Genomic DNA, 25,207 nt, shown 5'->3' on the forward strand with positions numbered 1-25,207 from the left:
TTCTCTCTCCTCAACCTGTTCTTGTTAATGTCTGTTTGCACGTGGCGCAGTGTCCAAAAGCATCCGAGTATAGTTGTTCTCCGGCGCGTCATACAAAGCCTCGGCGTCGCGGCATTCGACGATCTCACCTTGCTTCATCACCGCCACGCGATCGGATACCTGACGCACGACGGCCAGGTCATGACTGACAAACAGCATCGTCAGCCCAAGCGACCGGCGCAACTCCATTAACAGGGCCAGCATGTCGGCCTGAATAGAGACATCCAACGCCGACGTTGGCTCATCACACAGAAGAAAGCGGGGCCGTACAGACAGCGCGCGCGCTATGCAAATGCGCTGACGCTGGCCGCCCGAAAACTGATGCGGAAACTTGCGCCCCGCTACTGCCGGAAGGCCCACACGCTCCAGTAAGGCACCAACCAGCCGAGGAATTTCGTGGCGATCCGCCAGACCGTGGAAGCGGATAGGTTCAGCCAGAATTTGATCAACGCGCATGCGACTGTTGAGCGATGAATACGGGTCTTGGAAAACCACCTGAACATCCCGGCGTAGCGCCTTGCGCGCCACGCGGGAGCGTACGTCTACCAAAGGCCCGTGATCGCCATAGACCACCTCACCCGAACTGGGCGGTATAAGGCCCGTCATCATCCGCCCAAGGGTCGATTTACCCGAACCGCTTTCGCCAACAAGGCCCAGAACCTCACCGCGTTGAATGTTGAGACCGGGGATATCCACGGCCCGGAATGAGCCCGCTTTGCCCCAGAACGACTTTTTCTTGGTTGCAAAATCTTTGGTCAACGCGCTGGCGGTGACGTAATCGCCGCTGGCTTCGTCCTTGTGCCCTTGGAGCAGCCACTGGTCGATTTCGTCGGTTTTCTTGACCGGATTGCGAAACCTTTCTTCGCGTCGCTCGATGCTGGGGATCGCGGCAATCAGCTCTTTGGTGTAGCGCTCGCCGGGCCTCTGGATGACCTGAGCCGTGGGGCCCGTTTCCACCAAAGCGCCGTGTCGCATCACATAGACCCGATCCGCAGTTTCGGCGATGACCCCCATATCATGGGTGACCAAAATCACCCCCAAGGAGCGTTCCACACAAATGCTCTTGATCAGGTCTAGCACCTGTTTTTGAACGGAGACATCAAGCGCCGTTGTCGGCTCATCCGCGATCAGCAGGTCGGGGTCTCCCGCCATGGCAAGGGCAATCACGACCCGCTGGCGCATACCGCCGGAAAACTCGTGCGGGTATTGATCGATGCGCGTGGCTGGCTCAGGGATGCCCACACCGTCCAACCGTTCGATCGCCATTTGGCGCGCCTGTGCCACGGGGATGTCTTGAAGCACCGCGATGGATTCCGCCAGTTGCGCGCCAACGGTCATCAGCGGGTTGAGCGAGGTCATCGGGTCTTGGAAAATCATACCAATCCGCCGCCCACGCATACGCGCCATCGCCGGCTCAGACAGCTCAATCAGGTTCTCGCCCTCCAGCGCGATCCGCCCACCGGACACCTGCCCGGGATGGGACAAAAGCCCCATAATCGCGTTGCCGACGGTCGATTTGCCCGCGCCGCTTTCGCCGATGAGCCCGACAATCTCACCGCGCCGCACCTTCAGGTCAAAGCTATGTACGGCCGTGAAGTCACCCAAGCGATGGGGGAAGGTGACCTTGAGGTCTTTGGTTTCGCACAGAATATCGGTCATCGCAGCCTCGGGTTCAAATAGTCGCGAATCCAGTCGGCGACGAGGTTGAACGCAACCACCATCACCAGCAGCATGATGCCGGGGAAGATCACGACCCACCAAACACCCGAGAACAGGTATTGGCTGCCGATCTGGATCAACGCCCCCAGCGAGGGTTCGGTCAGGGGGGTGCCAAGGCCCAGAAAAGACAGCGTTGCTTCGGTCACGATGGCCACGGCGATTTGCAACATGGCAAGCACCAGCACCGGCCCAAGAATATTGGGAGTGATGTGGCGCAGGATAATGGTGAGCGTCGGCAAGCCCAAGGCATGACAGGCGGTTACGTAGTCCTGATTGCGCTGAACCAGTGTCGAGGCACGTACAATCCGCGCAAATTGAACCCAGCCCGCCAATCCAATGGCGAGGATCATGATCGGCACAGCGGCTTGCGCAAAGACATCTGCGGGCAGCGAGGCCTTGAGGATGCCATTGAACAAAAGCGCGATCAGAATGGGCGGGAAGGCAAACTGGACTTCGGCAATGCGCATCAGGACTGCATCCGTCATCCCGCCAAAATACCCTGCAAGCAAGCCAACAGTCATGCCAATCACAACCGACAGGGCAACAGCGCCAATACCGACCAGCAGCGAAATCCGCCCGCCATAAAGCATGGCCGACAAGACGTCGCGCCCCTGCAAATCCGTTCCCAACAGAAATCGCGGATCAGCGCCGTCAGCCCAAGCAGGTGGCATGTTGTTATCCATGATCGAGATCGTCGCGGGATCAAACGGCGTGTGCGGTGCGAAGATTGGGGCAAAGGTGCAGCCAACAATCATCAGCACAATGATGATGGCAGAGACAATGGTGACGGGCGAATTGAGCAATTCGTACCAGAAATCAGAGCGGATACGGTCAAACATATCAAAGTGCTCCATGTCGAATACGCGGGTCGATCAGCACATAGATTGCGTCCACCAAAAGGTTGGAAATCGTGAACACCAGACCGACAAAGATCAGATATGCGGCCAGCAGCGGGATGTCGCTTTGCCCGATGGCATGCAGCAAGAGCGAACCCATGCCCGGCCATTGAAAGACCAGCTCTGTGATGATCGAAAACGCAAAAAGCGAGCTGAGCTGCAAGCCAATCGCGGTGACAACCGGCACCAGAGTGTTTTTCAGCGCGTGGCCGAAGTAAACTCTTTTGCCGGGCAGCCCGCGCGCCCAAGCAAAGCGGATGTAATCGGTGCGCAGCACCTCCAGCATTTCGGCGCGGATCAGGCGCAGGATCACACCAAGCTGGAATAGGCAAAGGACAGCGGCCGGCATCAGTGCATGGCTGAGCCCGTCCCATGTAAACAGGCTGGAGCGTAATCCGAAAACCGTCGCCAGATCGCCGCGACCAAAAGAAGGCAACCAGTTCAGCCAGACCGAGAACACCAAGATCAGAAGTATACCGAGCAGAAACGAAGGGATGGACACGCCGATGACAGAAATCGCCATGATCGTCTGGGCAATCCCGCCCTTGCGTCGAATGCCGGTGTAGATCCCTGCGGGAATGGCCAGCAGCAGCGACAGCACGCCGGACAACAGCACCAGTTCAACGGTTGCGGGCAGTCTGTCGGCAATCATTTCGCTCACGTCGCGATTGAAGCTGTAGGAAATCCCGAAATCACCCTGCACGGCGTTCACGACATAGCGGGCGTATTGCATAAGGATCGGATCGTTCAAACCAAGGCTTTCGCGCAGCGCTTCGCGGTCTTCTACGGTTGTTTCCTGTCCCACCAGAGACAGAACCGGGTCGCCCACGAATTGAAAGACAAGGAAGCCGACAAGGGCAACGCAGAGCATGACAATCGTGGCCTGAAACACGCGGGCCAGCAGAAAGTACATTTCAGTGTTCCATTTGATAGGAGAGACTTTGGAGGATGCGGTCCGATATGACGGGTGATGTGACCAGGCCGCAAAACCAAGGCTTAGTTGACGTTGAAGTATTCCAGCGGGAATTCAAACGTCGGGTGCTGCACAACATCGATATTCTCGGCCGCACCCCAGACCAATTGCTGCACATGCAGCGGCACCAGGCAGACATCTTCGACCATCAGCGCCATGGCGTCTTGCAGCATAGCCTCGCGTGCCGCTGCATCCATGGTCACCGCAGCCTCTGCCGCCAATGTGTCCGCTTCTGGCACCGAGCAGCCGGAGATGTTCCAGGCACCCACACCGTTGTCCAGATCGCGCGTGCCCAGCACGTTTTGGAACACGTTCAGGCTGTCCATGGTGGAGGGTGTCCAGCTGAGCAGGAAGAACGAGGTGCCGAAATCAGGCGCAACCACTTTGGGAAAGAACTGGGCTTTGGGCTGGGCGATCAGGTTTACCGTGATGCCGACCCGTGCCAGCAGGCTGACCGTGGCCTGACAAATCTGCCCGTCGTTCACATAGCGGTCGGTAGAGCAATCCATCGTCAGCTCGAACCCATCGGGGTAGCCTGCCTCGGCAAGAAGCGCCTTGGCCGTGTCCACGTTATATTCCAGCCGCGTCAGATCGGGGTTGTAGCCGTTCACCTTATCCATGACGTATTGAGTGGCCAGCGTGGCCTGCCCCTGCATCACGCGGTCGATGATGGCCTGTGCATCCACGGCGTGGGCGATGGCCTGACGGACCCGCAGATCAAGGAACGGGTTGCCCTCGACAGGGCTTTCGATGATTTGATCGCGCCATTGGTCCATTCCGATATACATCGTGCGCGCCTCGGCGCTGGAGACGACTTTGACGCCCTCACCGGCTTCGACGCGTGCAATGTCCTGCAATGGCAGTGGCATCACCAGATCAACCTCGCCAGACAACAGCGCCGATACAAGCGTCGCCGCGTTGTTGATGGGCGTGAAGACAACTTCGGTCACATTGCCTGTCTCGCCCCAATAGCCATCAAAAGCGGTCAGCGTCGTCTCTTCACCCTGCGCGCGAGACACGACGGAAAATGGACCAGTGCCGTTGGCGTTGGTCGCGCTGAATGCCTTTTCTTCGGCCTGAAGATTGATTGGTTCCGCCGCGCCGTTCGCTTCGGCCCATTGTTTATCGAGGATCATAAGGTCCAGCAGATCGTTCAGCAGGATCGGGTTCGGCGCTTTGGTTACGATTTCGACGTTCATGTCGTCGACCGCGCTGTAGCTTTCGACGGAGGCCAGCACGTGTTTGAAGTTCGAGGTTTCAGACAAGGCGCGGTCCATGCTGAAAATCACATCATCGGCGGCGAAAGCAGACCCATCATGAAACGTCACACCATCGCGCAACTTGAAGCGCCATGTGGTTGCATCGACCTGTTCCCAGCTTTCTGCCAACTGGCCTGCAATCTCGAAGTTTCTGTCGCGTGCAACAAGACCTTCGTAGATATTGGCCAAAAAGTAGTTGGTAAAGCTCTCGTTGTGGCTGTGCGGATCAAGGCTGGTTGCATCGCCCTGCGACGCCATACGCAGCGTTTCTGCGTGGGCTGGTGCAACCAGCGCGGTCGAAAGAACCAATGCCGTAGAAAGAGGCGCGAGGTAAGTTTTTAGCATTTTTTCACCCTGTTGAGATTTTGATTCCCATCAGGTTATTGCCAAAAGCATCATGCTAGAATTGCAGCAAATAGAATTTATCGTTGCGCCTTGCGCAACATTAATGTGCTGGTTGAAATGCGACCATTGACCTCGTGATATGTTCAACCAGTCGCGTGGCCCCTTCAGGCAAGCGTCTCCCATAACGCGTAAATACCGAGGCCTCCCCCTTGCTCAGCTCCGGCACCGCCAGGCGTTTTGTAATGATTGTACTGTCGGCGATTTCGCGGGTCACGACAAAAGCAGGCAGAACTGTTACTCCAAGCCCTTCGCGCACAAAATTTCGCAGCACAGCCAAAGAATTGGAATGGACAAGGGCGCGCAACCTCACACCATGTGCAGCTTCGGCCACGGCGATCATATCCCCCACACCAAAGCCCGATTTCAGCAGGGCACATGGCAAAGCTTCGAGTTGCGGCATCGTGATCGGTTCAGCCAAATCGGCCCATTGCGCAGTAGGGCTGACCAACAAATCCAACGGTTGTTTGGCTTGCGCTGCTATGCGAATGGCGCGCTCTTTGCCCACATTGTAGGCTAGACCAATGTGGGCGCGGTCCGTTCGAACAGCATGTAAAACTTGTTCTGTTGATCCGCTCAGCAAATCGTAGGTAAATCCGGGAAACACCTTGCTATAAGACTTGATCGCGTTGCCCACGAAATCACTGATAAAGCCGTCCCCCACCGCAATCACCAATTCGCCGCGCCGCATACCTTTGAGTTCGTCGAACTCTGACAGTAACGCTTCCTGCTCGCCTTGTTGATGCTTCAAGTAAGTTTGCAGGAGCGTTCCCGCTTCGGTCGGGCGCACCCCTTTTCGGCCCCGTTCAATTAACGCTGTGCCCAGTGACGTTTCCAGTGCCTTGATCTGGCGGCTAATTGTGGAAGGCTCAACGCCCAAACGTTCTGATGCAGATCTTATTGATCCCTCTTCGCAGGCAACGAGGAATGCGTCTGCCTGAACTATATCGATCTTAGACAAATGAGGTTCCTTGTCGTTGCCACATGGTTCTACACCACTCCAGAAGGTTGCCTCTTATCTGCTATTTAGTCCAGATCACCGATGGCGAGGGCCTCGCCTGAGCACGCTGGTTTGAGTTCTTCGCATCGAAGTTCAATTTGGATACGACTACGGTTTTGAATGACCGCTTCCGTGAAAGGCGCGGCATCGCAACAAGTCACGTGTCGCACACGCAAAAAAATGCTGCGTCAGCAATAACTGCAACTGCACAAGCCCGGTTTGTCCGCATCTGGAAAGTTGATGCTCGAAACAGCGAACGGCCGAAAATATAGTCCAGCCCTGAAAAAATGAACAATTCCTGAGAACTATTTCCGCATCAAACCTGGTAACTTGTGCGGGTCAATCCTTTGCTTCCCGTCGTTGTCGCTGGCCCAAGGGTTGCCGAAGGCTTTCGGGTCGGGTGGCGTGTCTTCTGTCAGGTCCGCAGCTTTGAGTTTCCGGCGCGCTCGCTTGTGTTCTGCCTTCTTGAAGCGCTTGTCGCTCTGGGCTGTGGTGATACCAATAATCGGTGTTTTGCGTCGGGATCGGGACATCTTACTGCGCCTCCACATTGCCGTTGAGTTCGTGCGGATGCGTGTATGGCGGCAACGTCCAGCCGCGCTTCAAAAGCTCTTCCCTGATTTGCGCTCTGGCCCACCAGCCACCTTCGACATCTTTGCTGTATCGCGCATGCAAGCCGCATTCGATCATTTGTGCGATGATGCTGTCGTCTAGATCGCTTTTCGCGCTACCGCCAGATTGGGTCATCTCAAAGCTCCGCGTTGTGTTCGACGTCTTGCCAGTGCTTGTTCTCGGGCAATGTCTTTGAGCGTTGTTCGATGTCTCTGATTGTGATTGGGACATAACCCCAGACATCAATTCCGACATTGACGGCGTTCCGGCTACCCATCCACTGGTCGTGGACATGGCCGAACAGGTGCAGCGCGCCTTTTCGGGCACGGTGCCATGTGATCATCGGGTAGTGGCAAAGCACCGAATGAGGGCCTTTGCCATCCGCCACTTCGGCAAGATGCGTCACGCTGGTCCAAGGCAGCTGCTGGGTCGCTTCGCCATCGTGGTTGCCGATAACGAGGTGCTGTTCCGCGCCCGGCAGTTTTGCGAAAAGCTTCGTCAACCAGTTGCGATCCTTTGCCTTTTGACCGAAGGCGAAGTCGCCAACAATCCAGAGCGCGTCCTTCGGGCCGACCTTCGCGCTGAGGTTCTCAATCAGCACCGCATCCATGTGGCTCGCCGATTGGAATGGGCGGCCACAGTGTTTGATGATGTTCTCGTGGCCGAAATGGGTATCGGCTGTATACCAATGCATCATTGTTTTACTCTGTTTGCCGGTTGCCCATCAGGACAGTTGGTGCCTTTTGACCGAGAACACGGTCGATCTCAGCTTTCAGGCGCGCGGTGCGCTCTTCGTAGCGTTTAGACCAAATGGTAACACCCGCAAAGATACAGCCGAGGAGCAAGATAGCATAGGTTTGGAGGCCAGTTGCCGAGAAGGCGCTATCAGCGAGACCGATGGCATCCAACATCATGAACCATGGGAACAGTCCGGGTAGGGCCAAAAGAAGACCGAACCCAAACGTGCTGATGATGGTCACGCCGGGCGTCGTCTTGACGGTCAGTTCGGCAGCATCGTGGATCTTCTGCGTCGTTACGTTTGCAAAGGCGATGAGCTTGCCGGAGGTTCGGTCACTGACGACAGCAACTTCGTGGCCGGGCTGCGCAGCTTCAAACAGCTCGCCCTGAAACCGGTGCTCATGTCCGGCGCTGTCCCGCAGCCACAGCTCGCACGTACTGTTGATCTTGCCATAGCCGGTAGTCTGGTTGACGCGCACCGAGTCCATTTGCTTTTTGTAGACCGTTACGATGCCGCGCACGACATCAAGTGACGCCGTTGCAGCGGTCATGATGCCATGCTCTCTCGTTCAGATATCAATTCTAGAACTTCATCGGCCAGTTGGATGCACCGCCGCTGCCAGTGATCTTTCGACGTACTCTGACTTTTGTTGCGATTGTGATGTGGAATAAATCCCAAGAAGTTCGATTCGAAGGGCAGCTCTGTTGTCAGTATTGACAGCGGCGAGAACGCGGCGCGGACTTTCTGTGGCTGCTCGGCACCTGCCACCAAACATCTGAGCCTGTCTTGTCGGATTAAGAACTCATCTGGCAGACGGTCCCTAATCTCTCTGGCATCTGAAGCATTCCGCGCAGGCGCTATCAGCAGGGAGGATCTGTCCGCCGCCTCAAAAACAGACGCCGTTTGGTGAGCCGGGGTATCAACAATGGCATAGGCCCAATTCTCTCGCCAAAGCTGATCCAGCACGACTTTTAGATAGGGAGCGGTTGTTGCTCGAATATATTGAAGCTCCCCACCGCAAAATGAGCCATTTTGCGCCGTCTCGGCCCATCGACCAAGGACGCTATGATCCGGCACAGCGCCGTGGCCGCGTCCGGTTATCACAAGTTGTTCCTCAAGCGGAACTGCATATCCCGCATCAATAAGAGCAACGCGCTGGCCGATTGATACGAGTCCGACAGCCAGCGCAGCCGCCGTGGTTGTCCGACCCGCCCCACCCTTGAAGCCGAGGCATGAAATGGTGTGCAAGTTTGGCTCCATTTGAAGTTGCTCCTCTACCTCAAAACGCGCAGCACGCTCCCGCACCCACGCTTCTGACCCACTTTTTCTAATGACTATAGTAAACTGTTACTATAGTCATTAGCGTTATCGAAGCCGTTCCCTGACAGAGTCAGGATGGAACGGAAAAACCAAATTTTGATGGCGGCTTACGCGCGGACGCTTCGCGAAAAGCGGAAAGCCGCGAACCTTTCACAGGAGGAACTCGCGTTCCGCACAGATCTTTCCATGAGCTACATCTCATTTTTGGAAACATGTCGAAGACAACCAACCCTCACAGTGATGGATGCGATCTGCCGAGAGCTGGGCATCTCGCTTGCCGAGTTCGTAAGTGATGTCGAGCGCGCCGCCGTAACGCACAAAGCAATAAAGGGGTCGTAGCTTCGATCAACCGATCACATCGGGGTTGGTGGATATTGCAAAGTGTGGGGACTAGATCGGCCCAAAGCTGCCATGCGCCGACGATGACAAATGCTGCGATGCGGCCCGTCGAACCAGCCGTTCGCTGCGGATGCGAAATCTACATCCAAGCGAACTCACACATCGCGGGACAAACCCGTCTTTGAGGCCATAAATGGGAACGGCCGCTTGTGCGCTTTGCATTAGTTGCGAAAATCAGAATGTGCGGAAGGCGTTCGTTCGTACGGACTTCGAGACGATCTGAGCATCACTATGAAAGCGGACATTGGCTATCCTTGTTTCTTGCGCCTTGTTTGAGACCCGCCCTACTAAGCGCTAGCAGTACCGATCCAATTTTCTCAATCGCTTAGTCTTTCAAGCCCAAGGATGGCCCGTGCCTGCAGTGGGGTTGCAACAGTCCGATCATGCTTTGCACAAATGCCAGCTAGTTTTGCGACAAGCGCTGCATTTGACGGCGCCAGCGTATCCCTATCAAGTCTGATATTATCCTCTAGTCCTGTGCGTGCATGTCCACCGGCAGATACGGACCATTCGTTTAGAACCTCCTGGTTTGCCCCAATCCCTGCCGCGCACCAAGGGACGTCGTCACCAAACAAGCGTTTAACTGTTTGAACATAGTAGTCGAACACGTTCCGGTCCGCAGGCATTGCATTCTTAACACCCATGACGAACTGCACATAAGGTGTGTCTTTGATCTGACCACGCTCGTGCATCGCGGCTGCAGCGAGGATATGCGATAGATCAAAAGCCTCCACCTCGGGTTTCACCCCATAGGTCAACATTTCCTCAGCCAGCCAATCGATTAAGTCAGGTGGATTTTCGTAGACGCGTGTTGGAAAGTTCGTTGATCCGACTGAGAAAGACGCCATATCAGGGCGCAACGATAGCATTCCGCCTCGCGTTTTACCTGCCCCTGAACGCCCACCGGTCGAAAACTGAGTAATTATGCCCGGACAATGTTTTTCAACACCTTCTTTAAGGGCTGCAAACTTGTCGGGGTCGCTTGACGGTGTTTCATCGTCATTGCGAACATGGGCGTGCATGATGGTCGCTCCGGCCTCGAACGCAGCATGTGTGCTTTCGATCTGTTCCGACACAGTGATTGGCACGGCAGGGTTGTTCTCCTTGCGTGGCAAACTGCCTGTGATGGCCACGCAGATAATGCAGGGATTGGTCATGTCGCGTGCGCCAGAACAAAGTCATGGACGACTTCATAAAACGGCCCCTCAGCACCTTCCGCTGCAATACGGTCGGGATCTTCGATCAAGTCGAATTTTGCCAGAAGGCTCTCTTTGACCCCGAATACAGCATCCGAGTGAATGTATTTATCGTCGGGATCGAAGATATGCGTGATCAATGTTTCGTAGCCCTTTGCCTCAAGAATGTAGTGAAGATGGGCCGGCCTGTACGGATGTCGGCCAAGGCTTCCAAGCAGTTTGCCAACGGGGCCATCATCTGGGATCGGATAAAAGCGCGGTTTGGCACCCCAGAAGGTATAGTTGCCGTCGGATCCGGTCCGGAATACGCCCCGCAGGTTGAAATCGGGCTGAATACCTTTTTGTTGGACGTCATAGAACCCGTCGTCATTGGTTTGCCAGACATCGATCTTGGTGCCCTCAATAGGCTGCCCTTCGGTATTGATGATGCGCCCCTTGATCAGCATCGGGTGCCCTTTGCCGTCCAAACAGATATTCGATCCCATTGGCGATTCAGGTACATCTGGTACGTGGAAGGGGCCAAGAACTGTGGATTCAGACGCTCCACTTGGTTTTCGATTGTTGACTGCATCCACCAGCATTGAGACGCCGAAGATATCGCTGAGCAGGATAAATTCTTGCCGCCAATCATCCGACATTTGTCCCGTTTTGGTAAGGAACATGATTGCTTGCAGCCACTCTTCTTGAGTTGGTTCGATCTCTTTGACGGCTGCGTGAAGGTGGCGGGTTATCGCTCCAATCACTTCTGCCAACCTTGGATCGGTTGTTTCAGCAATCTGGGCAACAACTACGTCAGCGGAATTTTCCTCGGTGAAATAACCTTGTTTGTTCTGTTCCATTTTGACCTCCTATCGCGCCAGAATTGAAGTGAGGACGCGTGTCAGTTCTGCGACTGGATCATCCACCATCGCATCATTGCGCCAGCAGACATGTTGATCGGGCCGGGTTAAGATGCAGCCTGCATCACCAACCTCGCGTGCCCGTGCCCAATCGCCGGTGTGATCGACATAGTCTTGACGTGGGCCAATCACATGGGCCTCAAGCTTGATGCCTAGGTCTTTGGCGACTTTCTGTGCGGCCTCCGCCCAGCCCTTGCCACCCAATCCGGTGAAGAGGGTAAACGCGCCGCCGCCAGCTAAATCGAGTGTAGAATGCTTGCCGCCCTTGTCATCAAACAGCCACGCATGCGGAATGCGCGCGCCGGGCCATGTTGTGGGTTGGTAATGGAGATCCGCGTCAAGTGCGAAATCCGGTTCGATCTGGCCGTCAGTAACAGTCGCATCCGATGCATAGCGTTGGTTCATTTCAACACCGTGCGCGTCAAACTCGTACTTTTTGAAAGCGATTGCGGCATTCAGGGCTGCGCGCTGCGCTTCGGCCTCAGCGGTCGTGTCACAGCGGGCGTCCATGTTTGCCTTGATCTGCGCGATATCTGAACCGCCGGTCATACCAAGGGCTTCAAAGATCGGGCCAAACTCGCCGATGGATTGGTTCGCACGGGTGACGATCTGTTTGGCAATCGGTGCCCGTTCAACCGAATAGCTATCAAGCAAGGCTTCACCAGCTTCACCTTTCACAACGGCTGCTACTTTCCAACACAAATTGAAGGCGTCCTGGATCGATGTGTTCGAGCCCAAACCGTTGGACGGTGGGTGGCGATGCGCTGCATCGCCCATAATGAAAACGCGTCCCTTTGACATCTGGGTGGCGTAGGTGTCGTTGACGGTCCACGTGTTTGCACTGATCAGATCGATCTCAAGTTCGGGATCACCGACAAGCTGGCGTGCGACGTCTGTCGCCATGGCTTCGTCCACGATAGGCGCCGGTTCGTTGATGTCATAGCCCCAAACAATCAGCCATTCGTTCCAAGGGCGGATCGCGCGGATCAAGCCCATGCCAATGCCGCCGACATTGGCACCCGGTTGCATGACCCAGTAGAGCACCGAAGGACGGTGGGCCACGTATTTGGTCAGGTCTGCGCGGAAGTAGATGTTCATCGATCCGCCAACGCCCATCTTGCCTTCAAAAGGTAGATCTTCATTTTCGGCGACCAGTGAATTGCCCCCATCGGCTCCGATCAGATATTTGGACCGGATGGTTATTTCTTTGCCCGTCATGCGATCAAGACAGGTTGTCGTTACTCCGTCAGCGTCTTGGACATGGCTCTTATATTCTGTGCTCATCCGCGCGCGGGTGCCGCGTTTGCAAGCGGTCTTGAACAGGATCGGCTCCATAAAGGTCTGCGGCAGATCGTTCATGAACGTGGGTGAAGACAGCAGATGTTCTGCTTTGGACAACGGATGGGTGCCCCATGACTTCATGCGTCCGATTTCTTCTCCCGCAAGGCTTTCGCAAAATACGTTCTCGCCCATCAGGTTTTGGTCCATGGCGTTGAGGTAAACTTCATGTTCGACCTCGCGGCCTAGATCGCGAAGAACCTCCATCGTGCGCTGATTGGTGATATGCGCGCGTGGCGTATTCGCCAGCCAATGGTAGCGATTGATGACGATGTTCTCGACGCCGTAGCTTGACAGCAATGCGCCGCTTGTTGATCCAGCCGGACCGGTCCCGATGATGAGAACTTGTGTGGTGATATCAGCCATTATTATTCCTCCGAAGATGTGAGTTTTCCACCAGACAAGCGGCGGCGAATTGGGAAAAGATGAAGTCCAGTGCGCTCGGACACCAGGCCCCAAAGGCCTCGCGGGGCAACAAGCATGATGATGATGGCCAGAACGCCAAGTGTCATGAGATACCAGCTTCCAAAGTCGGCGAGCAGGGATTGCAGTGCGAAAAAGACCAGCACGCCGATGATCGGACCTTCGATCGTGCCGATCCCTCCGATGACCACGATGAAGATCACATAGGCCGTCCAATCCGTCACGCTGAACGCCGCATCTGGGCTGATCCGTGCCTTTTGCATATAGATCAAACCGCCCGCGAGGCCGGTTCCGAAGGCAGAGGTCAGAAAGACAATCCACTTCATGCGTCCTGCATCGACGCCGACGGATTTTGCGGCTTCGGTATTATCGCGAACGGCAGCCAGAGCCAGCCCGCGTCGGGTGCGCAGCAGCCAATAGATGCCGCCGATTGTGGCAAGCGCAAGCAACAGGGCAAGCCAGTATGCAAGGATGTCACGCGCCGCAGCGCCGCGCACGCCAAGCAAGTCCTGAATACTTTGCACGAACCACATGTCACGGGTTGCATCGCGCGGCAGCGACGTGCCCGTGCCACCGCCGAGTGTTTTCCATTGCGCAACGAGCAGGCGAACAACCTCTGCGATCACCCAGGTGCCGATGGCAAAGTACGCGCCGTTCAGACGGAACGCGAAGAACGCTGTTGGGATTGCGATGATCAGTGCCGCGAAGCCTGCGACCAAGATTGCAGGGACTGGATCAAGCCCCAATAGGATCACCGCACCAAAGAGCGCATAGGCCCCCATCCCGACAAAGGCCTGCTGACCAATGCTGACCAGTCCTCCGTAACCCGCCAAAAGGTTCCAGAATTGAGCTAGGACCAACATGGTGAGAATGAAGAACATATCTTGAATCGTGCCGCGTCCAGCAAAGAACGGCAGGGCGATCAGGACAACGATTAGGATCAGACCAAGGATCGAGGCAATGCGCGAAGCGGGGGTTTGCGTTGTGACGGAATAAGCCATTAGTCATTCGCTCTCGGAAAGAGGCCACGTGGCCGGACAAGAAGGACAATCAGAAAGGCGATATGTCCCGACAGGATTTGCCATTCCGGATTGATCGCAGCACCTAAGGTTTGCGCCACACCAATAATGATCCCGCCGATCAATGTGCCCCACAGCGAGCCAAGACCACCAATAATCACGGCCTCAAAAGCGTAGATCAGCCGTGCGGGGCCGATGTTGGGGTCAAAGTTCGCCCGCAGGCCAAGGTAGAGTGCCGCGATGGTGACAATGACCAACGCAATGCCAGTCGCAGTCGCAAAGATGTTGGCAGGTTTGATGCCCATTAGGCTGGCGGTAATCGCGTCATCGGATGTCGCGCGAAAGGCGCGGCCAAGTTCAGTGCGGTAAAACAGCTGGTTTAACCCCACGATCACCAGAACCGCAGAACCAAAGGTCAGCAAGGGCATGACACCCAAGGCGATTGGGCCAATATCTACAGATGCGGTCGTTAGCGCATTGGTCGGCAGGCGCTGACTGTCGGCCGAAAACCCTTCGAGCAAGACGTTTTGTAGAGCAATCGACAGACCAAACGTCACCAGCAGAGGCGGTAAAATGTCGTCGCCCAATGTCCGGTTCAGCAAATACCGTTGCAAGATCCATCCGAGCGCAAACATAAGTGGCATTGCGATAAAGACGGCGACGAAAGGTGAAATACCTAGCAAAGTCACCAAGACAAGGATGAGATAGGCGCCCATGACGATAAGATCACCATGGGCAAGGTTCACAAGCCGCATGATCCCAAAGACAAGGCTGAGACCCGAAGCGAAGAGCGCGTAAAGGCCACCCAACAGGATGCCTTGAATGATTGTATCGATCCAGATCATTGGCCTGCTCCGAAATATGCGTTGTGAATGTCATCGCGGCTCAGGGTGTCGGGCGTACCGGATAATGTGACGCGACCCTCCATCATGCAGTATACGCGGTCGGCGACCGCCATGGCTTGGGCAATATCTTGTTCCACTACGATCATGGACGCCCCAGCCGCTTTGATCTGAGGGATCGCTTTGTAGATGCCTTTGATGACCACGGGCGCGAGGCCGAGGCTGATTTCGTCGCACAACAGCACGCGCGGATTGCTCATCAGTGCACGGCCGATTGCAACCATTTGCTGCTGTCCACCCGATAGAGCGGTTCCCGGATTATGACGTCGCTCACCAAGGATCGGAAACAGGTCATAGACGGTTTCAAGGCTCCAGTGTCCTTTGATTTTGCGGCCGTAGGTGCCAATCAAAAGGTTTTCTTCAACACTCAGAGACGGGAAGAGTTTGCGACCCTCTGGCACCATCGCAATTCCCTGCGACATGATTTCATCTGCAGGTAGGGCACCGATTGGCGTGTTTTCATACGATACGGCGGCGGCCTCATTCCTCAGCACCCCTGCGATGGATCGCATCAGCGTTGTTTTGCCGGCACCGTTCGCGCCGATAATCGCGATTGTTTCGGCCTCGGCCAATTCGATGTCGACACCGAACAGGGCTTGAAAATCGCCGTAGTGGGCAACGAGGGATTGCGTTTGCAAGAGGGCCATCAGACTTCAATCCCTAGATAAATTTCCTGCACTTCTTTGCTGGCCATGATCTCCTCTGGATCGCCAAGGCCGATCACTTTGCCAAAATCCAAAACGAGCAAGCGCTCAACAACAGACGTCAGAGCGTGCAGGACGTGTTCGATCCAGATGATCGTGACCCCTTGGGCATGGATGTCCTTGATCGTGCCGATAAGCGCCTGACATTCACCTTCGGTTAGCCCACCTGCGATTTCATCGAGCAGAAGAAGTTTGGGCTGGGTCGCCATGGCGCGCGACAACTCCAACCGCTTTCGTTCCAACAACGATAATTGTCCAGCGGGCGTATTTGCTCGCCCAATCAACTCGGTTCGATCAAGCACATCGGCGCAGTCATCGCGCACTGCAGCCTCCGACAGGTTGCGCCCGTGGGTCGCTGCAACCAACAGATTTTCGTAAACGGTCAGTTTTTCAAACGGTTGGGGGATCTGAAATGATCGGCCGATCCCTGTAAGGCATCGCTCCATTGCAGACACCTTCGTTACATCGCGGCCTTCAAAATGGATTGTGCCTTTGTCAGATTTGATGTTGCCCGTAATCAAATTGAACAACGTCGATTTGCCCGCTCCATTGGGCCCAATAATACCGAGCGCTTGGCCCTGCGGTACATCAAAGCTGGCGTCGTCTGTCACAGTGAGCGCACCGAAACTTTTTGAGACTGAGTTGAGCGATAAGATTGACATAAGGGTATCCCTGACCCACTGAAGTGGGCGCATAAGAAAGGTGTGGTTGTGCCCCGCGAAATCCGCGAGGCACACGACTGATTAGGAAATTTCTTCCATTGTGCCACCGGTTGGAATGTTGGGATGGTCGGAGTTGCCGACGATCACCAGATCATACCCACCACCGTCTTTGAGGCGCCACTGACCACCAACGAGCGGCGTCTTGGCAACGTTTGCCGCAGCAAACGGCGGCAGACCCGCACCATCAAAGGCGATGCGTCCGACCATTGACGAAAGCTGTGTAGCGGCAATAGCAGAGGTAACTTCATCAGGATCGCGGCTGTCTTCGACACGGCCCATGACATCAGCGGCCATCTCAAACAGCGCATGCACAAAACCAATCGGCTGGGTCCACTGCTTGCCAGTCGCGGACGTATATCCAGCCGCCAGATCAGCCGCAGACGCGCCCGTGAGCGAGGATGCAAACGGGTGCGTCGGGGACCACCAGACCTCGGAGCTGAGGTTGTGACCTTGATCGCCCAGTGCTTCGACAGCCTGAGGGAACAAGATCGCCTTGCCGATGCTGGCGGCTTTGGGGTTGAAACCCTGCTGCTTGGTTTGGGTCCAGAAAGTCGTGAAATCCGGCGGGATCGGCACACCTGTCACGATCTCGCAATTGGCGGCTTTGAACGCATTGATCTGGGCGCTGAAATCGTCCGTCAGGTTCTGATAGCGGCCCGTATCGATGAGGCTGAACCCCTGTGCGTCGAGAACGGGCGGGAATCCGACGTTGGGGTCACCCCACGCGTTGCCATCACCATCGTTGGGGAAGATGGCACCAACTGATTTATTAGTATCAAGTTGGTTCCACATGGACGTAAAGGTCGAGATCACGTCCTCCAAGCCCCAGAAAAAGTGGAAGCTGAAATCAAACGGACGCCAGCTGCCAGGGTCGCCAGGATTGCCTTGCTGGCCAATGAAGTATGGCTGCCATGGGGCGACGGTCGAAATTACGGGGATTTCTTCGGACTCGCACGTCGTTGCGACGGGGTTCGTTGTTTCAGGTGTTGAGGCGACAAGCATCATGTCGATTTCGTCGTCAATGATCAGTTCTTTGGCGACCTCGGCGGCACGGTTCGGATTGGATTGGCTGTCTTTGACGATAACCTCGAAGTTAGCCCCCGCTTCGGATTTCAGGAACCCGTCGATGATAAACTGGTCAGGGTCCGAGAATGCGGCCAAGGGGCCCGATTGCGGGCTAACATAGCCCAGCCGGATTTTCGCGCCTTGTGCCAGAGCTGGTGCGCCAAGACCGCCCGCGGCCAATGTCAGGCCTGTGGCGGCGGATGATTTCAGTAGTTTGCGTCGTGTAAGCATGATGTCCTCCCAAACGTCGTTCGCTTTAAGTGATTGGTGTTTGCCCAGCCCAAGCAGCTTGCAGAAGCGCGCGAATATCGGTGCGCGTTACGGGCCGTGGATTGGGGTAAGGTTTTGTTGTTGCAAGGTCTGCGGCGCGGTCGAGGTCCTGCTGGGATAGGCCAAGGTCACGCAAAGACGTTGGCGCATTCATCCGCTTCGCGAACTCATAAAGAGATGTTCCCGCATTCTCACCACCCAGCAGATCGCAGATCGGTTGAAGCTCGGCAGCGGCAGCGCGCGCATTGTAGGCAATTGCGTGCGGTAGAATGATCGCGTGCGTCTCTGCATGTGGCAAATTAAACGACCCTCCCAAAGTGTGGCAAAGCTTGTGATGCAAGGCCATACCGACCTGTCCCAAAACAGTACCGCAGGCCCACGCCCCGCGCTGTGTGGCCTCGCGCGCATCCAGATTATTGGGGTTCGCAAGCACCGCAGGTAGGCCATCCGCGAAAGCACGAAGACCGGTGATCGCAAGCTCGGTCGTTTCGGTGGTGCGATCGGTTGCATAAAGCGCCTCGGCAGCGTGTGCCATCGCATTCAACGCGGAGGTCACCGTCATTGCGACGGGCAAAGTTCTAACTAATTCGGCATCATAAAGGATCACTTCGGGCAAAACCCGCGGATCGCTCAGCGTGGTTTTGATGCCGTCTTCGGTCTGGCCGAGGATCGGAGTTGCTTCGCTGCCTGCATAGGTCGTTGGTATGGTGATTTGTGGTAGATCGTTGCGATAGGCAATCGCCTTACCAAGACCCGTGGTTGATCCGCCACCAATCGCGATCAGGCAGTCAGCACCGACTTCTGAGATATGCTCCATTGCTGCATTCGTCACATCAACGGGCGTATGCATCGCGGCTTTGCAAAACACCCCAACAGCCGACGGCCCCAAAAGTTCTGCGATTTCCAAGGCTGCATCACACTGCTGTGGTGTGGCTAGGACTAAGGCTTTCGTGGCACCAAGACGGCCGGTTTCCGCTGCAATCGTTGCGCGGACACCAGCGCCAAAAACAACACGAACGTCAGGTTCTGTAGCTTGAGCTGGCTGGGCCAATGTGCGTCCTCCCCGATTTGACTTAAGAGGACACTAGACCATCAAGATTGACGTATTGATCCAATTAATGACAATCAATATAACTCAATGGTATGAAAATTGACCCAAATCACCTCCATATGCTTGCAGCGATCATTGATTCCGGCGGATTGGGAGAGGGCGCGAGCGCTTTAAACAAATCACAACCCAGTCTCTCGCGCACAGTTGCAATGCTAGAACAGCGTCTTGGCTCGCGTTTGTTCGAAAAAGGAAAGCGCCCGCTGCGTGCAACTGAGTTGTGTCATTCACTCGCAGAGCAAGGGCGGGTGATCGGTGCTGCAAGTATCGCAGCTCAACACGCAGCTGAACTGCATTCGGGTGGCAAAGCGGGGACAGCGCGGATCGCCGGTACGCCGATTTTTATTGATGGCGTGGTGTCAAATATGATCGCCAGCTTTCAGACAGCCTTTCCAGACGTCGCCATTCATCAAACATATGGGTATCTTGATGAATTGACCGAGCAGCTGAATGTAGGGAACATTGATCTCGCCATATGCCCTGTTCGCCCGGACAGCGTACCAGCAAGTTTGTCGTTCCAGCCGATACTGCGCGGCCGCAATGTCATCGCGTGTGCGCCATCTCATCCACTCGCCCGAAAGTCAGCTTTTAAACTATCTGATATTGCACCTTACCCTTGGATCGCACCCCCCGCCGGTAGTCCGCTTTATGCCGATCTGAAAAATGCGTTGGGGAGTATCGGTATCAAAGATTTTCGAGTGAGTTTTACTGGGGGATCGCTGACCTCGATTATCAGTGTCATGGCAGGATCGGAATCCTTGACGGTATTGCCTTACTCTGTCGTTTTCATGCAGGCTCACACAAAGACGATCACAGCGCTGCCAGTGAAGCTTGAGCATCCAACCCGAGAACTAGGGTTCTTGTGGCGCAATGATCGTGTGGCGCGTCCGGCGGTAAAGAGGTTCCAAAAGTTTCTCGAGACAGAGTTTTCGAGTCTGGCTCAAAGGATCGATGAGAAGGGTCGCGATTTAGTCTGGCGCGAATAAGTGTATCTTAGTATTTTGCCGCTGACCGATTGATAACAAAACAACAGATATGGTCTTCAAACGAAGTGTGCTCTGCGTCGTTGGATTACGTTCGCTTTCAGGAAGATGCACTGCCGAAAGCTATTACCATGCTGAAGTTCGGAGTGAGCTAGGGACCGCTAGAGAAAAGCCACCATTCTCGAATACGGACTTTAGCTGCGATTTAGCAATTGAGCGGTATGGGCTCGCAGCAGCCAATAGATCTGTCGCAGTATCTTACCGGATTTGCCCAAATCGTGTTGTCACGGACGGCCCTTAGAGGATGAGGTGGGTGGCCCCTGCTCCACCGGCATCGAATGTGCCAAAGTGCAGTTATCAACGACTGCTAGGAAAGGAGCCACCCAATGACAGTAAAGACCGTCGGCCTCGATTTGGCCAAGGACGTTTTTCAAGTGCACGGCATTTCTGAGAACGGCCGGGTTATTTTCAACAAGCCGATCAAGCGCGCGAAGCTACTGGCCTTTTTTGAGACGCTTCCGCCCTGCGTCGTAGGCATGGAAGCCTGCGGTTCATCCCATCATTGGGGCCGTCAGCTGCGCACGCTCGGCCATGATGTGAAGCTCATGCCCGCTGGTTACGTCAAACCGTATGTGAAGCGGGGCAAGAACGACGCGGTTGATGCGGAAGCAATATGCGAGGCAGTTCGACGCCCAACCATGCGCTTCGTCGAGATCAAGACGGAGGACCAGCAAGCTATCCTCTCGATCCATCGCACGCGCGACCTGGCCGTCCGGCAGCGCACCCAGCTGGCCAATATGATCCGCAGCCTGCTGCGCGAGTTCGGCCATATTCTGCCCATTGGGATCGAAGCGGTGACGGCTTTTGCGAAGCGTCACTTGGCAGGGGATCACCCGGACATGCCGGAGATCGCGACCGGCATGCTCGGCATTCAGTGCTATCAGTTCATCGGCCTGAACGAGCGCATCGACGGATACTCCAAGATGATCGAGCAACATGCCTTGCTGAACGCAGATGCGCGCAGGTTGATGCGCATGCCGGGGATCGGGCCGATCACGGCCTCAGCGATTGTCGCCACTATCGGCGATGCGCATCAGTTCCGAACAGGAAGAGATCTGGCCGCCTGGCTGGGCCTCACCCCGCTCAACAAGTCGAGCGGCGGCAAGGAGAAACTGGGCAAGATCACCAAGCAGGGGGATCGCTACATTCGAAAGCTGTTGGTTGTGGGTATGACATCGCGCGCGGTCATGGCAAAACGGTCGCCAGAGAAAGTCGATCTCTGGACAGCCAAGATTATTGCCGACAAACCGTTTCGGCTGGCAACAGTCGCGATGGCAAACAAGGCAGCGCGTTCCATCTGGGCGATGCTGACAAAGAAACAAGAATACCGGCAGTCAGCGTTCTGACCGCGCAGACTGCCCACGAGATGCAAGACGTTGAAGTGATGATGCGGAAGTAACTCAACCAAGAGCAAGGACACTCCGGGAATGTCTTCGGCCCTCTGAGGTCGATAAGCCGATTGGAACCTCGCTCGCGGAATTCATCCACTGCCCGGCAGGGCATTGCGCAGCAATGCACGAGAGGGAGGGCCAGTGGAGGCAATGCCAAAACATAAACAGGCCGGACAGACGACAGTACTGACGAAACGACCGCGCAAATAGCTAAAAAACTCTTGCAATGCAGGAGCCACCCACAGAAGACATTCAATCCAGCGCTCCATGCTGCAGTCGCAGCCCGCTTTGCAGACATTCGCCGCAGGCGCAAAATCTCAAGGCCGGAGAACTCACAGATCGCAGGACAAAACAGACCTTCTGCGGAACGATGCCGCCGTCCGTTTTCCTACATTCCCGATACGCTTAAACGAAGAGCGGGCAGCTCTGAACTTCCGCCTGTCGAGGTCGATTTATCTCCCCTGACACAACAGAGCGAATGAAGTGTGCCCGCATTGTCCACCTGAAAACGAAGATACAACACGAATTGCCCACAGCTCTAGGTTGCGGGCTCGACACTGCGCCTGCCCATACCCTCGATAGTCCGGCGTACCCCAATTCGTCCCACAAGGTGCATGAATGTCGTGAACAATGCCGCCAGGATTGTCTCCGTTATAGACTGTAAAGAGTTGTGCGTTATGGCGCCGCGCGAGAACAACTTTGTCTTGTTCAAGTTGAGACACTCTCTGACTAAGATCGCCAACTTGCTTACGCTCATCACTAAGCGAGTCTTGTAACTGGACGGCTTTCTTCTGAGAGACCGCAAGCTCAGAGCTCAAAGCCTCAAATTCTCTCAAGCGCGCGTCTTCCGCTTTCGATGGCGAAACAATTGTGAAAGAGCCTAGACTGGTTTGAACAGTGGTCGTCGTGTTGACGTCAGTCTGGCGTGCGCACGACACCGCTATAGGGGTTGAAGTTGCCTTGATTGGTTGTTCGGGGCTCAGCCCTTCCGGTATGGGTTGTGACGCAATCTTACAGGAAACACCTGCGGTTTCGGGTAAATGAGATATGCCCTGAATATCGAAGGACAAGTTGGTCTGAGTACCCCCGACCCTTCTATGGATTTGCGCTTCGACAATTTGATCTGCGCCAACGCCAACAAGATTGTATTCGAGATAGGCTAGGCTGGCAGATGTTCGTTGTACGCAAGCTTCGAAGGCTTGCAGCGCAAATCGCCCATTCCGTTCTTGGTAGTTTGAACCTAAAGATCGCGACAAATCAGCAGTGGATTGACTGCAAAACCGAGTCCGTTGGACGGAATAGCTTCCTTCGCTAGACTGCTTGGTATCCACCAACGAGTTATCAAAAATATCAAACAGCTCAAGTCCCCAACCGCCTGACCTTAGCTTCTCAGTGACCTGGCCCTTACTATCGAAAGTTCGATTGCAGATGTCGGATTTCATGCCAGCGATGATTCGCTCGCTAAGTTCCATGCTTCGTGTGTTGATGACTTTCTCTGATAGGACCTGTCCACAATCAATAACCTGAGATTGAGCAATGCCGGGAAAGATCGCCAACCCGATAATTACGTTTGCAAAAACATTCAATTTCAAAGCCTCCGATACAATATTTTGAGATTTCAACACAAAAAAATACCGAATTGGCAATTTCATTCATGAGCCATTTGGCTCATGACACGCAAATTTTTGTATCTTTTATGCCCAGTAGGGTTATCTTGATCGATCTCAAGCTACTGGAGGCAGCACGCGGAGGATCAGCCGCAAGAGCTCTATTCGACTGCTAACCCTTGCCTTTGAGAGTACCATGGATACTTGGTTTTTTGCGGTCGCACGACTTGTACCTCGCCGTTCGGCTATTTCTGCAATGCTTGCGCCGTCGGCAATCCATCGACAGACATCAGATTCTGCTTGGGTCAAACCGTAGAGCTCTGTGAATCGATCCAATCGAAGGTATGGAATTCGTTCGGGATCAATGATCGTGACAAGTGCGCCGTCTAGCCCCCTTTCCAACTCAGCTTTACTGTCACTGATAGGACCGATATCCAACAGAAGCGGTGTTAGGCCTGACGGGCGCACAACTGAAACCAAGGACTCATGTCGATTAGCCTGACCCTGAGCGGTAGAGCCCACGTCGTGGATGTGATTTCGAATTTTGGCGGTTACATCAGGATCAGAGGTAACAATCCTACCGCCTCCAGTTAGCACAATACCATCCTTTAGCCCCAGGATTCTCTCAGCCTCGGTATTCTTGACGATGACCTGCCCATCCGGCAGTGCAATGGCAATTCCTGCCTGCACCTGATCCAATGCGGAAAGCGTAGCCTTATATCGAGCTTTTAGAAGGGCAAAAACGCGACCAATTTCGAGAGCCTTTGTCAAATGAGGAAGCAAGGCTCTTGACCTTTCATTTGCGGAAAGGGGTACCTCGAGCTCCTGCTGATCAAAACCAATGCTCATCGCGTCAAACCAGACAGAGTCCGCGTTCAAACGAACCCCAAGTCGTCGTGCAACACCTGTTCTTCTCCTGAGAAATTCATAGTCTTTGCGGGCATCGAGGGTATCGGCTGAATACCCTGTGTCCAAATCAGGTATCGGTTGGTGAGGAGGCTGGGCCTGGAGAAAATCCCAGTCTTGGTTCTGCATCCGCGAAAGCCAAGCACCATAGTACCAACCCGCAGGTGTGCGAGAAAAATCTAGATAAACACTAGACATCATCGTTAAGTCTTTTGATCCCGCTTTCTTGCCACGTATCACCAATGCGATGGCCTTAGCTTCGATAGCAGTTGCCGTCGCATCTAGAGCACGACGCCAGCTCCCAGGGTTGACCGCCGTGTCGTAAATTAGTTCGATTGCTTGATAGCCTTTAGCATCCATCTACGTTCGCACTCTCTTAGGTTAAGTGGGTTGCATGACGCCACCCATCCAAAGTGGCATTTTCGGTCCGGCCCAAAGCCGACCTTGGATACACCCTCTGGATGCTGCAGTCGCAGTCCGCTTAGCGACCATTCGCTTCAGCTCCTTTGCTAAGCAAACCCTGATCAATTGGTTAACAGCCAGACACGAATGATAGGCTCAAAGTCAGCAGACTTGTTCCAAGTCGTGTGCAAAACTCGCAGACTAGCGCAATCCCGCTCCCGTAGTCGAGACAAAGGCCCGCGTCGCGTTATTGCAAGAACAAGCCCCCGCATGCGCGGTTTCGATATGTTCTGTAAGCAGCATCGACCAACAGAACTCTCTCCTCCTCCACGGCGCGCCATCGCAACAGCCCCAACCCGATGACGGCGACGCCTGCGTTCCAAAAAGTCGGATGGCCAAGGACTTCCGCCATATCCATAACCACATAGCTGCAATACAGTGGATGTCTGACCAAACGATATGGCCCATCGGTTTTGACCTCCCTTAACACCGGACGCAATCCAAATGACGTTCCAAGTGAGACCGCCGCCCAGATGGCGAAGAGGCCTGCCGAACACATCAATACGGTGGCCAAAACCGGCCAACCTCTGTCTACAGCAGTCGGATCGAACCCGAAAACATAGAAGGTTCCCAGCACGGCCAGAACATGCGGGAAATAGCTTTTGGGATAGGCTTTCGGCGGCATGCGAATTGCATACAAAACTGCAATCAGGATATTGAGCGTGAAAAAGATCACGTGGACGGGACTGTCCAGCAGCACCCCCTCGCGCACCGCAAACACGGCAAAAGCGAACCAAGCCACCGCAAGTATCCAGCTCAGCATATTTTCATATTTGTGAAATTTGTGTCCGGAG

The 25,207-nt window shown here is 54.9% G+C and carries 25 protein-coding genes; 3 read left to right on the forward strand and 22 right to left on the reverse strand.

Features of this window, described 5'->3' with window-relative positions; all coding sequences use genetic code 11:
- Window positions 1–24: 24 nt before the first annotated feature.
- The 10 genes from R8G34_11080 to R8G34_11125 form a co-directional block, all read right to left on the reverse strand.
- Window positions 25–1,698, reverse strand: coding sequence for an ABC transporter ATP-binding protein (locus R8G34_11080; protein ID MDW3223411.1), 1,674 nt, complete (start codon window positions 1,696–1,698; stop codon window positions 25–27).
- Window positions 1,695–2,597, reverse strand: a complete 903-nt coding sequence (locus tag R8G34_11085; protein ID MDW3223412.1) for an ABC transporter permease — start codon at window positions 2,595–2,597, stop codon at window positions 1,695–1,697. The genes R8G34_11080 and R8G34_11085 overlap by 4 nt, the downstream gene beginning before the upstream one ends.
- Window position 2,598: 1 nt before the next feature.
- Window positions 2,599–3,567 (reverse strand): ABC transporter permease, encoded by a 969-nt coding sequence (locus tag R8G34_11090; GenBank protein ID MDW3223413.1) that lies wholly within the window; start codon window positions 3,565–3,567, stop codon window positions 2,599–2,601.
- A gap of 83 nt (window positions 3,568–3,650) precedes the next feature.
- Window positions 3,651–5,231 (reverse strand): ABC transporter substrate-binding protein, encoded by a 1,581-nt coding sequence (locus R8G34_11095; protein ID MDW3223414.1) that lies wholly within the window; start codon window positions 5,229–5,231, stop codon window positions 3,651–3,653.
- 100 nt (window positions 5,232–5,331) lie between these two features.
- Complete coding sequence (locus R8G34_11100; GenBank protein MDW3223415.1) at window positions 5,332–6,249, reverse strand: LysR family transcriptional regulator; 918 nt, start codon at window positions 6,247–6,249, stop codon at window positions 5,332–5,334.
- 344 nt (window positions 6,250–6,593) lie between these two features.
- On the reverse strand, window positions 6,594–6,821 hold the full coding sequence (locus tag R8G34_11105; GenBank protein ID MDW3223416.1) for a hypothetical protein: 228 nt from the start codon (window positions 6,819–6,821) through the stop codon (window positions 6,594–6,596).
- A 1-nt stretch (window position 6,822) separates the two neighbouring features.
- On the reverse strand, window positions 6,823–7,035 hold the full coding sequence (locus tag R8G34_11110) for a hypothetical protein (protein ID MDW3223417.1): 213 nt from the start codon (window positions 7,033–7,035) through the stop codon (window positions 6,823–6,825).
- Between the two features lies 1 nt (window position 7,036).
- Window positions 7,037–7,597: a metallophosphoesterase gene (locus R8G34_11115; GenBank protein MDW3223418.1), complete on the reverse strand. Its 561-nt coding sequence runs from the start codon at window positions 7,595–7,597 to the stop codon at window positions 7,037–7,039.
- 4 nt (window positions 7,598–7,601) lie between these two features.
- Complete coding sequence (locus R8G34_11120) at window positions 7,602–8,189, reverse strand: hypothetical protein (protein MDW3223419.1); 588 nt, start codon at window positions 8,187–8,189, stop codon at window positions 7,602–7,604.
- Entirely contained in the window at window positions 8,186–8,887 is a 702-nt protein-coding gene (locus tag R8G34_11125; protein MDW3223420.1) for an AAA family ATPase, read from the reverse strand. The genes R8G34_11120 and R8G34_11125 overlap by 4 nt, the downstream gene beginning before the upstream one ends.
- A 171-nt stretch (window positions 8,888–9,058) precedes the next feature.
- Between R8G34_11125 and R8G34_11130 the strand changes: the two genes are divergently transcribed.
- Complete coding sequence (locus R8G34_11130; GenBank protein MDW3223421.1) at window positions 9,059–9,298, forward strand: helix-turn-helix transcriptional regulator; 240 nt, start codon at window positions 9,059–9,061, stop codon at window positions 9,296–9,298.
- A gap of 377 nt (window positions 9,299–9,675) precedes the next feature.
- On the opposite strand, the gene R8G34_11135 is transcribed toward R8G34_11130, so the two are convergent.
- From R8G34_11135 to R8G34_11175, 9 genes are all read right to left on the reverse strand, one after another.
- Window positions 9,676–10,515, reverse strand: a complete 840-nt coding sequence (locus R8G34_11135; GenBank protein ID MDW3223422.1) for a 3-keto-5-aminohexanoate cleavage protein — start codon at window positions 10,513–10,515, stop codon at window positions 9,676–9,678.
- Window positions 10,512–11,393 (reverse strand): intradiol ring-cleavage dioxygenase, encoded by an 882-nt coding sequence (locus R8G34_11140; GenBank protein ID MDW3223423.1) that lies wholly within the window; start codon window positions 11,391–11,393, stop codon window positions 10,512–10,514. The genes R8G34_11135 and R8G34_11140 overlap by 4 nt, the downstream gene beginning before the upstream one ends.
- Before the next feature lie 9 nt (window positions 11,394–11,402).
- Window positions 11,403–13,157: an FAD-dependent monooxygenase gene (locus tag R8G34_11145; GenBank protein MDW3223424.1), complete on the reverse strand. Its 1,755-nt coding sequence runs from the start codon at window positions 13,155–13,157 to the stop codon at window positions 11,403–11,405.
- Window positions 13,158–13,159: 2 nt separating this feature from the next.
- A complete protein-coding gene (locus R8G34_11150) occupies window positions 13,160–14,215 on the reverse strand; it encodes a branched-chain amino acid ABC transporter permease (protein ID MDW3223425.1) in 1,056 nt (351 codons plus the stop codon).
- Complete coding sequence (locus R8G34_11155; protein ID MDW3223426.1) at window positions 14,215–15,078, reverse strand: branched-chain amino acid ABC transporter permease; 864 nt, start codon at window positions 15,076–15,078, stop codon at window positions 14,215–14,217. The genes R8G34_11150 and R8G34_11155 overlap by 1 nt, the downstream gene beginning before the upstream one ends.
- Window positions 15,075–15,782, reverse strand: a complete 708-nt coding sequence (locus tag R8G34_11160; GenBank protein MDW3223427.1) for an ABC transporter ATP-binding protein — start codon at window positions 15,780–15,782, stop codon at window positions 15,075–15,077. Before R8G34_11160 ends, R8G34_11155 begins: the two co-directional genes overlap by 4 nt.
- A complete protein-coding gene (locus tag R8G34_11165; protein MDW3223428.1) occupies window positions 15,782–16,501 on the reverse strand; it encodes an ABC transporter ATP-binding protein in 720 nt (239 codons plus the stop codon). The genes R8G34_11160 and R8G34_11165 overlap by 1 nt, the downstream gene beginning before the upstream one ends.
- Before the next feature lie 81 nt (window positions 16,502–16,582).
- A complete protein-coding gene (locus R8G34_11170; protein ID MDW3223429.1) occupies window positions 16,583–17,857 on the reverse strand; it encodes an ABC transporter substrate-binding protein in 1,275 nt (424 codons plus the stop codon).
- 25 nt (window positions 17,858–17,882) lie between these two features.
- Window positions 17,883–18,947: a maleylacetate reductase gene (locus tag R8G34_11175; protein MDW3223430.1), complete on the reverse strand. Its 1,065-nt coding sequence runs from the start codon at window positions 18,945–18,947 to the stop codon at window positions 17,883–17,885.
- Between the two features lie 92 nt (window positions 18,948–19,039).
- Here R8G34_11175 and R8G34_11180 point away from each other — a divergent pair, with 92 nt between their 5' ends.
- The gene (locus tag R8G34_11180; protein MDW3223431.1) at window positions 19,040–19,990 is read left to right on the forward strand and encodes a LysR family transcriptional regulator; all 951 of its coding nucleotides are present in this window, start codon (window positions 19,040–19,042) and stop codon (window positions 19,988–19,990) included.
- A 383-nt stretch (window positions 19,991–20,373) separates the two neighbouring features.
- Window positions 20,374–21,393 carry an IS110 family transposase gene (locus R8G34_11185; protein ID MDW3223432.1) on the forward strand — a complete coding sequence of 340 codons (1,020 nt, stop codon included), beginning with the start codon at window positions 20,374–20,376 and terminating at the stop codon, window positions 21,391–21,393.
- Window positions 21,394–21,890: 497 nt separating this feature from the next.
- Here R8G34_11185 and R8G34_11190 read toward each other — a convergent pair whose 3' ends face one another.
- The 3 genes from R8G34_11190 to R8G34_11200 form a co-directional block, all read right to left on the reverse strand.
- Entirely contained in the window at window positions 21,891–23,090 is a 1,200-nt protein-coding gene (locus tag R8G34_11190; GenBank protein ID MDW3223433.1) for a hypothetical protein, read from the reverse strand.
- A 72-nt stretch (window positions 23,091–23,162) separates the two neighbouring features.
- Complete coding sequence (locus R8G34_11195) at window positions 23,163–24,311, reverse strand: helix-turn-helix transcriptional regulator (protein MDW3223434.1); 1,149 nt, start codon at window positions 24,309–24,311, stop codon at window positions 23,163–23,165.
- 289 nt (window positions 24,312–24,600) lie between these two features.
- Window positions 24,601–25,176 carry an isoprenylcysteine carboxylmethyltransferase family protein gene (locus R8G34_11200; protein MDW3223435.1) on the reverse strand — a complete coding sequence of 192 codons (576 nt, stop codon included), beginning with the start codon at window positions 25,174–25,176 and terminating at the stop codon, window positions 24,601–24,603.
- Window positions 25,177–25,207 lie beyond the last annotated feature (31 nt).

The organism is Paracoccaceae bacterium, from assembly GCA_033344815.1.
Taxonomy (GTDB): domain Bacteria; phylum Pseudomonadota; class Alphaproteobacteria; order Rhodobacterales; family Rhodobacteraceae; genus Roseobacter.